The organism is Caulobacter sp. UNC279MFTsu5.1, from assembly GCF_900114015.1.
In the GTDB taxonomy this organism is placed as follows: Bacteria; Pseudomonadota; Alphaproteobacteria; order Caulobacterales; family Caulobacteraceae; genus Caulobacter.
This window is the reverse complement of the sequence record NZ_FORN01000016.1, coordinates 39938-56926: the sequence shown is the minus strand read 5'-3', so window position 1 is coordinate 56926 and position 16989 is coordinate 39938. Positions and strand designations below refer to the sequence as shown.

The 16989-nt window shown below is 70.9% G+C and carries 8 protein-coding genes; all 8 read right to left on the bottom strand.

The genetic code is table 11. The features are described from left to right. Positions 1-17: 17 nt before the first annotated feature. Genes BM066_RS11270 through BM066_RS11235 form a run of 8 tightly spaced genes read right to left on the bottom strand, consistent with a single transcriptional unit; the run spans position 18 to position 16985 of the window. Positions 18-2087 carry an alpha-L-fucosidase gene (locus tag BM066_RS11270; RefSeq protein ID WP_089927705.1) on the bottom strand — a complete coding sequence of 690 codons (2070 nt, stop codon included), beginning with the start codon at positions 2085-2087 and terminating at the stop codon, positions 18-20. A 13-nt stretch (positions 2088-2100) separates the two neighbouring features. Next, positions 2101-4530 carry a beta-N-acetylhexosaminidase family protein gene (locus BM066_RS11265; protein WP_255367556.1) on the bottom strand — a complete coding sequence of 810 codons (2430 nt, stop codon included), beginning with the start codon at positions 4528-4530 and terminating at the stop codon, positions 2101-2103. Further along, positions 4527-6854, bottom strand: a complete 2328-nt coding sequence (locus BM066_RS11260) for a GH92 family glycosyl hydrolase (protein WP_255367555.1) — start codon at positions 6852-6854, stop codon at positions 4527-4529. The genes BM066_RS11265 and BM066_RS11260 overlap by 4 nt, the downstream gene beginning before the upstream one ends. Continuing rightward, positions 6851-8305: a glycoside hydrolase family 125 protein gene (locus BM066_RS11255; RefSeq protein WP_089927701.1), complete on the bottom strand. Its 1455-nt coding sequence runs from the start codon at positions 8303-8305 to the stop codon at positions 6851-6853. Before BM066_RS11255 ends, BM066_RS11260 begins: the two co-directional genes overlap by 4 nt. Further along, a complete protein-coding gene (locus BM066_RS11250; RefSeq protein WP_089927698.1) occupies positions 8302-10914 on the bottom strand; it encodes a glycoside hydrolase family 3 C-terminal domain-containing protein in 2613 nt (870 codons plus the stop codon). Before BM066_RS11250 ends, BM066_RS11255 begins: the two co-directional genes overlap by 4 nt. Positions 10915-10923: 9 nt before the next feature. Then, positions 10924-13563: a beta-mannosidase gene (locus tag BM066_RS11245; RefSeq protein ID WP_089927694.1), complete on the bottom strand. Its 2640-nt coding sequence runs from the start codon at positions 13561-13563 to the stop codon at positions 10924-10926. Between the two features lie 23 nt (positions 13564-13586). Further along, positions 13587-15902: a beta-N-acetylhexosaminidase gene (locus BM066_RS11240; protein ID WP_089927689.1), complete on the bottom strand. Its 2316-nt coding sequence runs from the start codon at positions 15900-15902 to the stop codon at positions 13587-13589. A 9-nt stretch (positions 15903-15911) separates the two neighbouring features. Continuing rightward, complete coding sequence (locus tag BM066_RS11235) at positions 15912-16985, bottom strand: glycosyl hydrolase family 18 protein (protein WP_089927686.1); 1074 nt, start codon at positions 16983-16985, stop codon at positions 15912-15914. Between the last annotated feature and the right edge of the window lie 4 nt (positions 16986-16989).

Here is a 16989-nt window from a genome sequence, read left to right as displayed (position 1 = left end):
ATCGGACGAAGCGACGATCAGCCGCGGACGGTGATCACGTCCAGTTCGGCGAACGCGACCTGCGCCTCGCCACCCGCCGTCCTCGTCACCTCCAGGCGCAGATACCGTCCCTCCCGGCGATCGAACACCACCCGCTGAGGGGCCAGGCTGGCCGCGATGTTGGCGAATTCGCCCTCGCCCGCCGGCGTCCAGGCGGCGCCGTCGGCGCTGGTCACCACACGATAGCCGGCCGGCGCGCCCGCGCCCTGCGTTCGGTCCCAGGCCGGCGTCAGGATGAAGCCGGCCAGCGATCTGGTCTTGCCGAGATCCAGCGTCACGACACAAGGCGACGGCGCGCGCCAGGCGGTGCCGCGTTCGTCGTCGATCAGGGCCTCGGCGCCGGGCGCGCTGGCTTCGGCGATGCGCCAGTCGGACTTGCGCACGTCGAAGAGCCGTCGCGCGGGCGCGCTGGCCACGCCGCTGGCGGGCTCTATGGCGACGGCCTTCACCTCCCCGCCCTCGGGCAGGGCGAAGGGCTCGGTGAACCGGAGGGCGTCGCGGGTCGGCGCGGCGCCGTCCACCGTGTAGCGCAGCTCCAGCCCCGGCGCGTCGCCGATGATCGACACCAGGCCCTGGCGATCGCGCTGGATGGCTGGCGGATCGACCAGCACGGGCTGGCGGAACAGGCTGACCTCGCTGATCGCCGGACCGGCCGGGGCGTCGAGCACCCGCAGGCGCAGCTTGCGCGTGGCGACCGGAGCGGCCAGCCGCACCAGGCGCTGGGCGCCGATCCCCTGATGCCGGGCGATTTCGCGCCAGCCGCCGTCCCAGACATCCAGCGCGAATTCCGTGACCCGCAGGCCCAGCGGCAGATGCTCGCGCAGCCGCACAACGTCAAAGGTCCGCGCCTCGGGCAAGGTCAGGGTCAACTCCGGAGCCGCGGCGCCGGCGTCGCAGGCCCAATAGGTGTCGCGCGCGCCGTCCAGCACGGCCGTGGCGGCGTGGCCGGGCCGGGCGGCGCTTGCCTGGGCCCGGGCGCCGGCGGCCAGGTTGCGGGCGAACAGGGCGCGGCGGGCCTCGCCCCACGCCTTCAGGGCCGCGACATCCTCGTCGGGAATGCGACCGCGCCGGTCGGGCGGCAGGTTGAGCAGCAGGTTGGTCCCCCGTCCGACGGACTCGAAATAGATCTTCTGCAGCCGGCCCGGCGACTTCACCTCGGCGTCCTCGTAGGCGTGCCAGAACCAGCCCGGACGGATCGACACGTCCACCTCGGCCGGCCACCAGACCGAACCGCCGCGCACGCCGCTCGTGCCCTTGGCCTCGGTATAGGGGCCGTCGTCCATGGTCGCCCAGCAGGGATCGCCAGCGAAGCCGCGCTCGTTGCCGACCCAGCGCAGGTCCGCGCCCTTGGGGTCGAAGGTCACGGCCATCGGCTGCAGTTCGTGGACGAAGGCGATGATCGACGGCCAGTTGTAGTAGTTGGGTCCTATCTTCCGCACCTCGCGGGCGCCGCCATAGTAGCCGTCGCCGCCGTTGGCCCCGTCGAACCACACCTCGAACAGCGTCCCGTACTGGGTCAGCAGCTCGCGCAGCTGGTTGCGGTAATAGGTGACGTATTCGGATCGACCGTAGTCGGCGTGGTTGCGATCCCACGGCGACAGGTAGAGGCCGAACTTCAGCCCGCCGCGCGCGCAGGCCTCGGACAGTTCCCGGACGATGTCGCCCTTGCCGTCCTTGTAGGGGCTATTCTTGATGCTGTGCTCGGTGAAGCGGCTGGGCCACAGGCAGAAGCCGTCGTGGTGTTTGGCCGTCAGGATCAGCGCCTTCAGCCCGCCCGCCTTGGCCGCGGCGACGATCTGGTCGGCGCTGAAGTCGGTCGGATTGAACAGGGCCGGCGACTCGTCGCCATAGCCCCACTCGCGATCGGTGAAGGTGTTGATCGAGAAGTGGACGAAACCATAGGTCTCCAACTCGTGCCAGGCCAGCTGCCGGGCCGAGGGCGTCGCGCCGTAGGGCGACAGGGCGGCCGCGAAGGCCATGCCGGGCAGGGCCGAAGCGGCGGCGCCGGCCAGCAGCAGGCGGCGGGACAGATGAAGTTCGGGGCGCATCGATCGGCTCCGGTCAGGGGGAAACGGGGGAAGAAACGGGATCGGGGATCAGCCAGACCTCGGCCACCTGGTGGCCGCGGCCGCCGCCGCCGACGCCGGGCGGCCGCGTCCAATCCAGGCGCAGTTGGCCCGACCGCGTGGCCTCGGGCGGCACGGCCAGGTCGACAGTCATCGGATTGGTGGCGCGCGGCAGCGGCGGATGCAGTTCGACGCCGTTGGCGGTCAGGCGCATGGGCAGCTGATAATCCTCGCCGGCATAGGTCGCGCGCAGCCGCCAGGTCCGCTTCGGGTCGAGATCGCGATAGACCAGGGTGATCGGACGGTCGTAGAGCGTCTCGGCATAGGTCGTCCAAGCCCCGCGCCAACCGTCGTCCGGGATCTTGTCGGCGACGCCGTCGATGGCGCTTTCCAGCAGCTGGGGATCACGGTCGAAGCCGAAGCCGCGCGCCAGATGCGGTTCACGATCGGGATCGCCCAGGTCGTCGTACAGCGCGCCTCGCCCGGTCATCGGCGCATCCGCGATTTCGGCCAGCCGCGCCCGACGCCCGGCTTCGTCGGGCAAGGCCCGGATCTCGGCGAACCGGCGCTTCAGCCAGACCCGGTCGTTCAGCGAGGCGTCGACCCGGTCGAGATTGGCGCCGCGCTCGATCGCCGAGGCGCCGTAGCGCTGGACGCTGAGCTGCAGGCCCGCATGGGCGTAGAGCCGTCCGGCCAAATCGAACAGCCGGGCGCGCAGGGCCAGGGCCTCCGGCACGTCGGGCCCCGCGAGGGCCTGCTCGGCTCGCGCCATGGCCGCTTCGGCCCCGGTCGCGGAGGCTTGCGCCAGCGCCGCCATGGCCGCCGCCTGGCGCGCCGCCTCGGCCCGCGACCGCGACCGCACCCAGGCGTCATAGACCGCCCGGTAGAGCGCGGACTCGAACCGCCAGTTGGCGCGCTGGGCAGGCGAAGCGCGCCGCTCCAGGTCGTCGAACAGGGCCAGCGTGGTGTCGATCCCAGCGTTGTCGGCCGCCTTGCCGGTCCAATTTCGCTCCAGCGCCATCACCCCGTCCACGAACCGGTCGCTGGGCGCGTCGCCGATCCGCGCCCCGAGGAAGACCCGCGCGTAATCGCGCAGGACCTCGCGGGGCTCGACCTGCGCCGACCACCCCAACTGGAACCAGAGCGTCATGTTGACGTCGTCATTGACCCCTTCGGAATAGGTCACCGCTCCGGTGTTCAGCGCCGCGAAGTGGCGGAAGATCGCGGCCTGGCCCAGGGGGCGCGGATTGATCGGCTCGCGTCCCTCGGTGATCGCGAAGGCGGGATCCCACTGCGGAACCGGGAACTGGGCGTGCAGCGTGTGGCCGATGTCCGGATAGAACTGGATCGGATAGCGCGCCGGAACCCGTCGGCGCTGCACGGCCATGGGATCGCGAGTCTGCGGCCCGAAGAACACCCCCGTCAGCCAGGCGGGCTCCCGCGCCAGCTGGGCGTAGAAGGCCTCGCTTTGCGCCTGGTCGAACCCTTGGGCGGACAGCCAGACCTTGGCCCCGGGATGGATCCGCGCCAGGACGCGCGCCTCCTGCTCCACCAGCGGAAACAGCAGGTCCGGACGGGTGTGCCCGGGATCGCCGCCCGGCACGTAGAGGGCGTCGACACGTGGCAGCCGGCGGACCAGATCCTCGAAGGCCTTCAACTCCGTCGCCACGGCGGCCGGGTCGCCATAGTCCTTGGCCAGTTGCGGATAGTAGAGCGCGAAGTCCAGGCCATAGCGGTCGGCCAGGGCCGACAGGCCGATGAGGGTCTCCAGCGGCGGGGCCGGAAACAACGGGCTGGTCGCCGCGTCGTCCGACGCCGGCGCGATCACCTGGATGGTGTTGCCGCCGAAGATGGCGATGTCGCGCACGCGGCGTTCGAACATCGCCAGCGTCCAGGCGTCGTAGCTGTTGTTCTTGTAGCGATAGCCAATCTGCACGCCGCGCACGGCCTGGGCCGGGGCGGTGTCGATCGCTAGGCCGTCGGGCGCGGCCACCCGGCCCGGCTCGATCTCCAGCTTGCGCAGCAGCCAGCCGACGCCGAACAGCCGGCCGCGCGGGGTCTGGGCCGTCACGACCAACGCCGTCCGGGATCCCGCGCGCAGGGTGCGCACCGAGAACCCTTCCGGCGTCCGGGCCGCGTCCCCGGCGGGGCGGATGCGCCAGGCCGCCCGCAAGGATAGGGGCAACCGCCCTTCGACCGCTTCTGGACGCGCGACCACGATCAGGGGCGCATCCGCGTTCGAACCCGCGCCCCAGGGGCCGCCGACGCGCGCGGCGATCTCCTCGGCCAGGAAGCGCGCGGCCATCGCCGACTCCGCCTCGGTTTCGACCAGCCGCGCGTGCGTCAGGTCTTCGGCGCGCGCCGCCGCGGCCACGCTGGCGGCAAGGACCGCCAGCCCGAGCGCGAGGCGGCGGCGCGGCCTCACGCGAACTTCGGCGCCGAGGGCGGGCGCGACGACCGCACCGCCCCGAACGCGGGGTTCGGCCGCTCGCCCATCCGAAACACCAGCCGGCCGCCCTTGGCCAGCTCGTCGTGGCCGATCCAGCAGCGATCGTGCGCCGCGCCGTTCCAGGTCGCCGACTGGATGTAGAAGCGGTCCGGCGCGACGCCCTGCGCCTCGATCACCAGCTTGCGCCCCTCCCCCACCGCGATCTCGGCGCGCGGGAACAGCGGCGAGCCGAACACATAGGCGCCCATGACCGGATCGACGGGATAGAGGCCCAGGGCGCTCATCACGTACCAGGCGCTCATCTGGCCGCAGTCCTCGTTGCCCGACAGGCCGTCGGGCTTGGCCTGGTACTGGCTCTTGAGCAGCATCCGGACTTGGGCCTGGGTCTTATGGTGCGCGCCGCAATAGGCGTAGAGATAGGCCACGTGGTGGCACGGCTCGTTGCCGTGGGCGTACTGGCCGACCAGGCCGGCGATATCGGGCGGCGAGCCCGGCGGCATTTCCGAGCTGGCGGTGAACAGCGCGTCGAGCCTGGCCTCCAGGCCCTTCTCGCCGCCGAACAGCTCCATGTAGGCGTAGAGGTCGTGCTGGGTCAGGAAGGTCGCCTGCCAGGCGTTGGCCTCGGTGAAGTCGCGCCACTTTTCCATGTGGCCGATGGCGCGCGGCTCGAACGGCGTCACCCAGGAGCCGTCGGCGTTGCGCGGCCGCATGAACTGGGTCGAGGCGTCGAACTGGTTGCGATAGTTGCGCGAGCGGACCAGCAGGGCCTTGGCGTCGTCGTGGGCGCCCGCGGCGGCGGCCAGGTGCGCCATGGCCCAGTCGTCATAGGCGTATTCCAGCGTGCGGCTGGCGCCCTCCATCACCTCGTCGACCGGGATGAAGCCCAGGCGCTTGTACCAGTCCAGGCCCAGCACGTCGTCGTCGAAGGCCCGCTTGCGGAACGCCTTCCAGGTGCGGACCGCGTCCAGCCCGCCCAGCCCCTTGCCCTGCGCCTCGGCCAGGACGACGGCGGCGTGCCAGCCGTTCATGGTGCCGGTCTCGATGCCCTGCAGCGGCCAGACCGACGGCCCCTTGGGGCTCTCCTCGGCCATCGGCACCAAGCCGGCGACCACGTCGGCCGCCCGGGCCGGCTGGGCCAGGGTCAGCAACGGGTGCAGGGTCCGGTAGGTGTCCCACAGCGAATAGGTGCTGTAGTTGCGACGGCCGGTGGGAACCTTGTGGTCCTTCTGGTCCATGCCGCGGTAGCGGCCGTCGACGTCGCTGAACAGGGTCGGGGCCAGCAGGCTGTGATAGAGGCCGGTGTAGAAGATCTTCGCGTCGGTCTCGGACGCGCCGTCGATGCGGATCGACGATAGGGCCTTTTCCCAGGCCGCGCGGGCCGAGCGCCGCGCGCCGTCGAAGTCCCAGCCGGGCGCCTCGGCCTGCAGGTTGGCCAGCGCGCCCTCGATGTCGACGCCCGACAGGCCGACCTTGACCACCAGCGGCGCCTTGCCGGCGTCGGGATAGTGCAAGGCGCACTTCAGGTTCTCGCCCTTGGCCTCGCGGACTTCGGTCGCCAGCGGCTGATCGTCGGCGTAGAGCTGGGCGCTCTTGAACGGGCGCGACAGCTTCATCGCGAAATAGATCCAGCGCCCCGGCGCCCATTGGAACACCTGGCGGGCCCCGACCAGAGTGTCATCGCCGAGCAGGCGCAGGCTGGCGTTCTTGATCCGGGTCGCCGGCGACTTTTCCCACCAGTCCTTCTGGCCGTGCTGCAGGTCGATCAGCAGGTGGCCCGGCTCGCCCTTGGGAAAGGTGTAGCGATGCAGACCCACGCGCTCGGTGACGGTCAGCTCGGCGTCGATCCGCGTGTCGGTCAGGCGGACCTTGTAGTAGCCGGGCGAGGCGTGCTCGCTGGCCCGGTCGTAGCGCGAGCGATAGCCGTCGTCCGGCTTGCCCGGCTCGCCCGGGGTCAGCAGCACCGGGCCGGTGGCCGGGACCACCAGCACGTCCAGCAGGTCGGCGCAGCCGGTGCCGCTGAGATGGGTGTGCGAGAAGCCCATGATCGAGCCGTCCTGCTGATGATAGCCCGAGCAGGAATCCCAACCGTTGTTGCTGGTGTCGGGGCTCAGCTGGACCATGCCGAACGGCAGGGTCGCGCCCGGATAGGTATGGCCATGGCCGCCGGTGCCGATGAACGGGTCGACGAAATCGCACAGCGCCCGGCGCGGGGCAGAACCGGCCGGGGTGGCGGCGGCGAGCCCGGCCAGGCCCACGCCGGCCATCAGGCCGCGGCGGTCGATCGTGGGAACTTGGGTCATGCGGTCGTTTCCAGGGGGCGGGCCAGCAGGGCGGGCCGGCGGTCGGCGATCTCGACGATCAGCTCGCCGAACAGGGTGTTGGCCCAGGCGAACCAGTCGCGGGTGAACTTGGTCGGGTCGTCCTTGTGGAAGGCCTCGTGCATGAAGCCTTTGCCGGCGTGGGTCGCCTTCAGGGTCCGCAAGGAGGCCAGGACCGTGGCGTCGTCGCCGTCGACCAGGGCGTTCAGCGCCCGCATGATGATCGACATCGGCCAGATCAGGTCGAGGCCCGCGTGGGGACCGCCGATCCCCTCCGCCGCCCGGCCCTTGAAGAAGTACGGGTTGCGCTCGCTCCAGGCCAGGCGCGCCGTGCGGCGGAAGACCGGGTCGTCGTGCGGGACGCAGCCCAGATAGGCCAGGCTCAGCAGACCCGGCGCGTTGGCGTCGTCCATGAACACCGCGTTGCCGAAGCCGTCGACCTCGAAGGCCCAGACGGGCTGGCCGTCGGGGTCGCGGGTCAGGCCATGGGCCTGCAACGCCGCCGTCACCTCGTCGGCGAAGGCCGTGCACTCGGCGGCGAAGGCCGCGTCGTTCATCACCTCGGTCGCCAGTTCCGCCAACTGCCGCAGGCTGGCGGCGGCGAACAGGTTGGACGGGATCAGGAAGGGATAGACGCAAGCGTCATCCGAGGGACGGAACATCGAATGGATCAGCCCCACCTTGCGGGTCGGCGCCCCCCTGCCCTCCAGCATCAGGGTCTCGGTCGCCAGGGTGCTGGGCCGCTGGAAGCTGTAGGGCCCGGGGCCGGTCTTGCGCTGCTGCTCGCGGAAGGTGCGCACCACCACCGCCATGGCCTGGCGCCATTCGGCGTCGAACGGGGCCGGATCGCGGGTCGCCCGCCAATAGCCGTGGGCCAGGCGGATCGGGTAGCAGAGGCTGTCGACCTCCCACTTCCGTTCGCCGACGCCGGGCCGCATCTCGGTGACGTCCTGCTGCGACCACTTCAGGTTCGTCCGCGCCGTCGAGTCATGCATGTAGGCGTTGGCGTAGGGGTCGATCAGGATGCAGCGGGCCTGGCGGCCGATCACGCCGCGGAACAGGGTCCGCAGCTCGGGCGCCTTGGCGGCCAGCGGCAGGTAGGGCCAGACCTGGGCCGAGGAATCCCGCAGCCACATGCAGTCGATGTCGCCGGTGATCACGAAGGCGTCCGGTGTGCCGCCGGTCTCCGTGAGAAAGACCGTGGTGTCCAGGGTATTGGGGAAGCAATTCTCGAACAGCCAGGCCAGTTCGGGATCGGCGACCTTGGCCTTCACCCGCTTGATCAGGGCCTCGACGGCCGGGCTGGTGAAGCGCCGGGCGGCGGGCGGCGGGCGACGTGAGACGAACGGCGCGGCGCCGGCCGCCGGCGTCGCGGCCAGGGCCGCCGCCGCGCCGGTCAGCAGGGCTTGGCGGCGGGAGAGACGGACGCTCATCGCGAAAGCTCCTGCTGGCCCTCGATCGTGAAGCTCACCTCGCGTCCGGGCGCCTGGCCGGGCTGGCCGCCGCCGACGAACAGGGTGTAACGGCCCGGGACCACGGCCCGCGCGCCGTTCCGCCCCACCTGCGACAGGTCGCGGGGCGACAGCGTGAACCGGACCTTGCGCCGCTCGCCGGGCTTCAGCGTCAGCCGGTCGAAGCCGACCAGGGTGCGCAGCAGCAGCCGGTCGGCCTGCCGTCCGCGATAGTCCGCGGGCTTGGGTGGGATCAGATAGGCCTGGGCCACCTCGTCGCCGGCCCGGTCGCCGACATTGGCCACCTCGGCCTCGACCACCAGCGCTTCACCGGCCTTCAGCGTCGTCGCCGACAGGCTGGGCGCGCCGTAGTCGAAGCGGGTGTAGCTGAGGCCGTAGCCGAACGGATAGGTCGGCTCGCCCTCGAAATAGCGATAGGTCCGCCCCTTCATCGCATATTCGACCAAGGGCGGCAGGTCGCGGGCCGACTTGTAGAAGGTCACCGGCAGGCGGCCGGAGGGATTGTTCAGGCCGGCCAGGGTCTCGGCGAGGGCGACGCCGCCCGACTGGCCCGGATACCAGGCGGCCAGGATGGCGTCGGCATGGGTCTTGGCCCAGTCCAGCTCGACCGCGCCGCCGGAGGTCAGCACGACGACCAGCGGCTTGCCAGTGGCGGCCAGAGCCTCCAGCAGGCGGCGTTGCGGCGCGGGCAGCGCGATGTCGGTGCGGTCGCCGCCGTCGAAGCCCGGCACGGTCACCTGCAGCGCCTCGCCCTCGACGTCGGGCGAGAGGCCGACGACCGCGACCACCACGTCGGCCTGGCCCGCGGCCTTGACCGCCTCGGCCAACTGCGGCGCGGCCGGGGCGCGCCATTGCAGGCGCACGCCCTGGTCTTCGCCGGTGTGCGACAGCTCCAGGCGGATGCGGCGCGGGCGTGCGTCGGTGAAGTTCAGCACGGCCTCGACCGCTTTGCCCGAACCGCCGTCGTCGACCACCAGCTTGTCGTCGACCCAGAGGCGGACGGGATCGTGGCCTTTGCAGTCGAAGCAACGGGCGACGCCGACGACCAGGGCGTACTGGCCCGGTCCCGGCGGAACCAGGGCCCCGGTCCAGCGCACGCCGTAGCGGGCCGGATCCAGGCCCGGAGCCGGCGCGGCGCGGTCCCAGTCGAAATTGACGACGCGATCGGTGCGGGTCACGCGCGGGGCGCCGCTCAGGGCGGGATCGTCGAAATAGGCGCCGGTCAGGCCCTGGACGGCGTCGGGGCCGAGGCCGGTGCGCAGCGCGGTCTCCGGCACGGCGACCGGCACGCCCTCGGCCACGACCGAACCCTGGGCGTAGCGGATGGCGCCCTTGCCCCACTGGGCGCGCAGGCCTTGCAGCGGCGTCACCGGGTCGACGGCCGTGCCATGATAGTTGGCCTCCAGCACCTCCAGGGCGTCGGCGTCCGGCCCGATCACCGCGATCTTGGTGGTCGGGGCCAGCGGCAGGCGATTCTGGTCGTTCTTCAGCAGCACGATCGACTTGCGCGCGGCCTCCAGCGCCAAGACCCGGTGAGCAGGCGAGTTCACGGCGTCGGCGCCCAGCTTAGCGTAGGGATTGGCCGGATCGGGCGCGAACAGGGCGCCCAGCGCCGCGCGGGCCTCGAACAGACGGCTGACGGCGCGGTCGAGCACCGCCTCGTCGAGATCGCCCCGGCGCACGGCCGCCGGCAATTGGGCGTAGGCGTTGCCGCAGTTGAGGTCGTCGCCCGCCGCCAGGGCCGCCGCCGAGGACGCGGCGTTGTCGAGGCGGAAATAGTGGAACTGGGTCATGTCGTCGACCGCGTCGCAGTCGGAGACGACGAAGCCCTTGAACCCCCAGTCGCGGCGCAGGGTCTCGTCCAGCAGCAGCGGCGAGGCGCAGGCCGGGAAGCCGTGGATGGCGTTATAGGCGCACATCACCGACCGCGCCCCGCCCTCGGTCACCGCTTGGCGGAAGGCCGGCAGGTAGGTGGCCTCCAGGTCCTGGGGAGAGACGTCGACGTCGAAGCCGTGCCGGCCGGCCTCGGGCCCGGAATGGACCGCGAAGTGCTTGGGCGTGGCGATGGCGCGGGGATGCTCGGGATCGGGCCCCTGGATCCCGCGCACGAAGGCGCTGGCCAGGGTCCCGGTCAGGTGCGGGTCCTCGCCATAGGTCTCCTGGCCCCGGCCCCAGCGCGGGTCGCGATAGATGTTGATGTTCGGCGACCAGATGGTCAGGCCCTCGTAGCGGCCCGGATCGCGATCGCCGACGGCGTTGAACTTGGCCCGCGCCTCGACCGACACCGCCTCGCCGACCCGGCCCATCAGGCCCTCGTCCCAGGTGGCGGCCAGGCCGATGGCCTGGGGGAACACCGTGGCCGGGCCGTTGCGGGCCAGGCCGTGCAGGCCCTCGTTCCACCATTCGTAGCCGCGGATCCCCAGCCGCGGGATCGGCGGCGCGGCGCTCTGCAGTTGGGCGGCCTTCTCCTCGAGGCTCAGGCGCGAGACCAGGGCCGCCGGGGTCTCGGCGGCCTGGGCGGCGGTGGCGAACAACAGCAGCGACGCGGCCAGGGCGTGAGGTCGAACCATCATCGACTCCTAGGGCGTCACGGGCTTGGTGGCGCCGTAGAGGCTGCGCAGGGTCAGGGCCCGCTTCAGCTGGGCCAGCGAGGCCTTGGATTTCACCTGGACGGTGACGGCCTCGCCCGGCGGCAGGTCGAAGGCGTTGTCCGACAGGGCGGCGTCCAGGTCGCCGAAGCCCAGCCAGACCGCCCGGGCCAGCTTGGCGGCCTTGACGGTCACGGCGTAGCCGTCCGCCGTCTTCGACCATGTGGCCTGGAGACCCGGATCGGGCAAGGCCATGGCCTTGGCGGGAACCTGTGTGACGACGTTGCGCGAGATCGTCTTGCCGTCCTCGATCAGCTCCACCACCGCGAAGGTCCGGGCCGGATCGGCGCCCTTGAACAAGGTCGCGTCCGGCAGGTCGGCGACCCGCGTCCCCGCCAGAGGCTTGAGCTCCGCATCCGAGGTGCTGTCGGACAGCACCTTGCCGTCGACGTCCATCACCCGCACCCGCCAGCGGACCGGCGCGGGGGCGGTGCGGTCGGAGAGCAGGGTGATCGTCGTCGCGCCCTTGTCGTGCACGGCCGCCAGGGCGACCGGGGCATAGAAGCGGCGGGCGTGATACTGCAGCGCCTTCCAGCGGCCGTAATAGTCGACGCTGGACCACGAGGCGCCCGGCCAGACATCGTTGAGCTGCCAGTACATCGAGCCCATGGTCTGGGGTCGCGAGGACCGGTGGTGCAGCGCCGCCAGCTCGATGCCCTCGGCCTGCATCACCTGGCTCAGATAGACGAAGTCCTCGAAGGTCTTCGGCTCGCCGTAGTTGCGGCGGATGTAGAACAGGATCCGCTCGTTGCCCTCGCCCTTGGCGTACTTCTGGTGGGCCCGCATGACGGTGGAGTTGACCGACATGTCCTGCGGCTTGGCGATCGTCCTGAGCGTCCGCATCTCCGGCTGCGACTGCAGACCGTATTCCGACATGAAGCGCGGGGTGACGTGCAGGTACTCCTCGACCGGTTTTGAGCCGCCCCAGACGTCCCAATAGTGGCGATCGCCGTCTGTCAGCTGGTCGGCGGCGCCGTCATAGTCGGTGGTGGGCGAGCCGGCCCAATAGGGCGTGTCAGGGTCATTCTCGGCGACCGCGCCGCGCAACACCTGACCGAACAGGGTGGTCATGCCGATGACGATGCGCTCGCGTTCCTCGGTCGGGATCGAGGTCTTGAACTTGATCCGGTCGCCCCAGGTCTCCCAGCCGGCCTGCACCTCGTTGTTGCCGCTCCACAGCACGATGCTGGGATGGTCGCCCAGGCGCTTGACCTGCTCGACGGCCTCGACCCGGGTGTTTTCGCGGAACGCCACGTCGTAGGGCGGAATGGCGCCGCCGAACATGAAGTCCTGCCAGATCATCAGGCCCAGTTCGTCGGCCATCGCGTAGAAGGCGTCGCTCTGGTAGTGGCCCCCGCCCCACATGCGCAGCATGTTCATGTTGGCGTCGCGGGCCGAGGTCAGGATCTCCCGCATCTTTTCGTCACTGACCCGCGGCGAGAAGCTGTCGAACGGGATCAGGTTGGCGCCCTTGGCGAACACCGGCACGCCGTTGATCACGAAGCCCATGCTCTTGCCCCAGGCGTCGGCCTCGCGGCGCAGCTCGACCGTGCGCAGGCCCGAGCGGCGCTCGACCTTGGCCAGGACCGCCCCGTCCAGGGCGAGCGAGGCGTCGAAGCGATAGAGATCCTGGCGGCCATAGCCCACTGGCCACCACAGCCTGGGCGCGGCGATCGGCACGGGCACGGAAACGCGGTTCAGGCCAGGCGCCAGGGTCACCGTCTGGCGGACCACCGGCAGGGCGGCGCCGTCGGGCGCGGTGGGGGTGACGGCCAGTTCGACCGTGCGCGTCGCGTCGGATTCGATCTCGAACTCGGCGGACAGCCGGGCGTGATCGGCCGTCACCTGGTCCTGGCGGATGCGGAAACCGTCGATCCGGGCCTCGTCCCAGGCCTCCAGCCGCACCTCGCGCCAGATGCCTTCGGTGACGTAGCGCGGACCCCAGTCCCAGCCATAGTGGTAGGGCGATTTGCGCACATAGGTGGAGGTGTGCTTGGCGGGCGGCTCGTCGCCGAATGCGGAGTCGTAGGCGCCGGGCAGCACGTAGGGCTGCTTGAGCAGGTCCGGCTGCAGCTTCTTGATCGGCGACTTGAAGTCGATGGTGATCAGGTTGGCGCCCGGCTTCAGGATCGACTTGACCGGCACGCGCCAGCGGCGGTGCTGGTTGTCGGCCGACAGCAGCTTGACGCCGTTGACGAACACCTCGGCGAAGGTGTCCAGCCCGTCGAAGACCAGGTCGACATGGTCGCGGGCCAGCAGGGCCGCATCGGCGTCCAGGGTGCGCTGGTACTGCCAGTCGGCCAGGCCAATCCACTGCAGCTGCGCCTCGTTGGTCCCGACGAACGGATCGGGGATCCGGCCGGCGGCCAGCAGGTCGGTCTGCACCGTGCCCGGGACGGTGGCCGGACGCCATTGCGCCGCCTCGGCCGCGTGGGTCTTGGCCGCGGCGTCGGCCGGGTCGAGCCGGAAGGTCCAGCCCTGGTCGAGGCTCCGGGTCTCGACCTGTCCGGCCAGGGCGGTGGAGCCCATGGCGGCCAGGGCGAAGGCGGAAAACAGCGCGGATCGAAGCATGGTCACGTCTCGCCTAACCTGGGTCAGTTGGAGGAACGGGGCGTCAGGGTCAGGGCCTCGACGGCGTAGAAGGGCCCGGACAGCGGCGCGGTGAACAACAGGCACAGATCGGAATCGCCCGCGCCCTGCGGCAAGGCGCCCTTGAACTTCAGCCGGTTGTCGGCCGTAGCCGGATCGGGCAACGGGAAGGTCGCCGTCACCGGCCCCTCGCAGCCGCCCGCGCGGACCACCAGTTCGCCGAACCGCGTGGCGTTGTAGTGCCAGCGAACCTTGTCGGTGTCGGCGGCCAGGCCGTAGTGGCGCGGCACGCGCACGACCTTGACCTCGAACCCGCCGGCCAGGTCGAGCGGCGCGGCGGGGTACATCGCGCAGGTGTCGAACAGGTTGACGTTGAAGGCCGGCGCATCGGCCTGGGCCTCGGAGGTCAGCGGCACGCGCAGGCCCAGCGCTCCCTTCGGACAGGCGGTCAGCTCGGTGTTGCCGCGGGTCAGCAGGGCGGTCCGGCCGAGGTCGTAGGCGCGCGGCTCCGCCGTCGGTCGGCCGTCGGCGGCGAAGGCCGCGGCGCGGACCGTGGTCCCCACCGGAACCTTGAGCGGCTTGGCGTAGAGCGGCGAACGCGCCGTCGGCGTCTTGCCGTCCAGAGTGTAGCGGATCTGGCCGAAGCCGGACTGGGTCGACAGGGCCAGGGTCGCCTGACCTGACCGCAGCGTCGCGCCGCGGCCGCCGTCCAGGGCGAAATTCACCGCGAAGGCCCCGTCGGCGGCGTTGATCCCCTGGCGAGCGTAGCGCAGGCGCTGGACGTCCAGGCGGTCGAGGAACCCCGTCCAGTCGCGCCGGTTCTTCGGCGACCAGGTGATTTCCGAGACGGCGTCCAGGCGCGGGAAGATGGCGTGGCGCACCTGGGCGGGCGTCACCAGATATTCGGTCCAGGCGTTGGCCTGGGCGCCCAGCACGTGGCCGGCCTTGTCGGCCGCGATGCCCTTGGGCATCGGCTCGTAGCCGTAGACGTCCTTCAGGGTCATGATCGACAGCCGGCCCGGCGGCTCGTCGGCGCGGTCGCTCTGCAGGCTGTCCAGATAGAGGATCGGAGCCGGTGACAGCACGACGTCGTGACCGGCGTTGGCGGCGTCGATCGCCCCTTGCTCGCCCCGCCACGACATCACCGAGGCCGAGGCCGGCAGGCCGCCTTCGAGGATCTCGTCCCAGCCGATCAGCCGGCGACCGTGCGACGCCAGGTACTGGCCCAGATGCTCAATGAACCAGCTCTGCATCTCGTGCTCGTTCTTCAGGCCCAGCTCGCGCATGCGGGCCTGGATGGCGGGCGAGCTTTGCCACTGGTCCTTGATCGCCTCGTCGCCGCCGACATGAATGTAGGTCGAGGGGAACAGGTCCATCACCTCGTCCAGCACGCCCTCGATGAAGGTCAGGCTGGGCTGGTCGACATTGAACAGGTACGGGTTGACGCCCCAGTCGACGGCGACGGGCGGCCGGTCGCCGAACACGCCGATCTCGGGATAGGCGGCGACGGCGGCCTGGGCATGGCCCGGCAGGTCGATCTCCGGCACGATGGTCACCGACCGCTCGCGGGCATAGGCGACCAGGTCGCGGATCTGGTCCTGGGTGTAGAAGCCGCCATAGGGCTGGCCCGAGGGCGCCTCGCCCGCCGTCGGCGGGGTGCGCCAGGCGCCGATTTCGGTCAGCTTCGGATAGCGCTTGATCTCCACCCGCCAGCCCTGGTCGTCGGTCAGGTGCAGGTGCAGCACATTCATCTTGTGCGCCGCCATGGCGTCGATCAGCGGCTTCAGCGACTCCGCCGGCTGGAAGTGGCGGGCGACGTCGACCATGATCCCGCGCCAGGCGAAGCGCGGCTGGTCGCGGACGGTCAGGGCCGGAACCTTGACCGGCCGGCCGAACGCCGCGTCCGGGCTGAGCAGTTGGGCCAGGGTCATGGCGCCATACAGCAGGCCAGCGTCATCCTTGGCGGCGATGCGCGCGCCCTTCGGCGTCACGGTCAGCACGTAGCCCTCGGCCGCGCTCACCGACGGGTCGCGAACCAGGACGATCGCCCCCGCCCCGCCCTCTTGCGCCACGAGGTCCAGGCCCCGGGTCTGCTTGACCTGGCCGGCCAGCAGGCGGGCGGCCGACAGGGCGGCGACATCGCCGGCCGGAGCCGAGATCACCGCCCCCGAGCGGACGACCAGCGCGCCCTTGCCGGGGGTCAGCTCGGCCGGGACCGGAATGATCGGCGCCGGCGACGCGGCGGCCAGGGCCGTGCCGGCCGCCAGGGCCAGGGAAAGAGCCGCCAGGCTGGCGGTCGCGAAACGGTGAGCGGGTCGCATCGGCAATCCTTAGCGCTTGACGACGGGCAGGACGTCCCAGATCGCGGGATCCTCGGACCCCAGCACCCAGGCGCTGAACCCGCCCAGGCCCTGTTGCTTGACGACATCGTAGCGGGCCTTGAAGCTGCGGGCGTCGGGCATCGACACCCACTCGTTCATCTGGTCGCGATAGAGCACGTACCAGCTCTCCTTCTGGACGTCGTCCCACTGGACCTTGACGCCGTACTCGCGGGCCATGGGGATGGACTCGTCGCCGTCGAAATAGACGCCGTTGATGTTGACCGCCTCGGTCCCGTCGGCCCGCACCGGATTGTCGGCGAACCAGCGGTAACCGTAGAGCGGGATGCCCAGCGAGATTTTCTCGCGCGGGATGACCTTCAGCGCGTAGTCGAGGTTCTCCATCACCCACGGCATGCCGCCGACCGGACCCGGCGGGGTCCAGCGGGTGTGCTGGTCGTAGGTCATCAGGCTGACCTCGTCGGCGATCTTGCCCAGGGCCTCGATGTCGTAGGCGCCGCGCCAGTACTCCCACATCCACTTGGAATAGGCGCCCTTGCCAGGATGGCCGGGCGCGTTGGGCACGACGGCGACGCCCATGGTGAAGCCGTTGGCGTGCAGGGCGTCGGCGGTCTGCTTGGCCATCAGGGTGAAGGCGTCGCGGTCCAGATAGCTGATGTTCTCGAAGTCGAAGTGAAAGCCGACATAACCGTTGGCCTTCGCCTCGCGGACCAGGGCGTCGGCCATGGCCTTCTTGGCCGGCTCGCTTTGCATCAGCTGGTGCAGGCCGGCGCGGTCGGTCAGCGAGATGATCGGCATCACCGGCAGGCGGGCCGCCTTGGCCTTGGCCAGGATCCCCGGATTGGGCGCGCCGGTGACCAGGCCGTCCTTGGACACTCCGTACCAGGTGGGGACCAGCAGGCCGATCTTGTCGATGTGCTGCTCGAAGGAGCGCGTCGATTTGGGCGTCTCCATCAGGTAGAACAGCGCGACGGGCTGGGCGGGCTTGGCTTGGGCCTGGGCCCCGCCCGCAAGGGCGAGACCGAAAGCGGCGGCGAGAAACGCGCGGGTCAGGATGCGGCGCATGATG

What these genes read in the sequence shown, in the direction of transcription:
- BM066_RS11235 (WP_089927686.1), bottom strand. Translation starts at nt 16,985, where the DNA reads ATGCGCCGCATCCTGACCCGCGCGTTTCTCGCCGCCGCTTTCGGTCTC.
- BM066_RS11240 (WP_089927689.1), bottom strand. Translation starts at nt 15,902, where the DNA reads ATGCGACCCGCTCACCGTTTCGCGACCGCCAGCCTGGCGGCTCTTTCC.
- BM066_RS11255 (WP_089927701.1), bottom strand. Translation starts at nt 8,305, where the DNA reads ATGAGCGTCCGTCTCTCCCGCCGCCAAGCCCTGCTGACCGGCGCGGCG.
- BM066_RS11250 (WP_089927698.1), bottom strand. Translation starts at nt 10,914, where the DNA reads ATGGTTCGACCTCACGCCCTGGCCGCGTCGCTGCTGTTGTTCGCCACC.
- BM066_RS11245 (WP_089927694.1), bottom strand. Translation starts at nt 13,563, where the DNA reads ATGCTTCGATCCGCGCTGTTTTCCGCCTTCGCCCTGGCCGCCATGGGC.
- BM066_RS11270 (WP_089927705.1), bottom strand. Translation starts at nt 2,087, where the DNA reads ATGCGCCCCGAACTTCATCTGTCCCGCCGCCTGCTGCTGGCCGGCGCC.
- BM066_RS11260 (WP_255367555.1), bottom strand. Translation starts at nt 6,854, where the DNA reads ATGACCCAAGTTCCCACGATCGACCGCCGCGGCCTGATGGCCGGCGTG.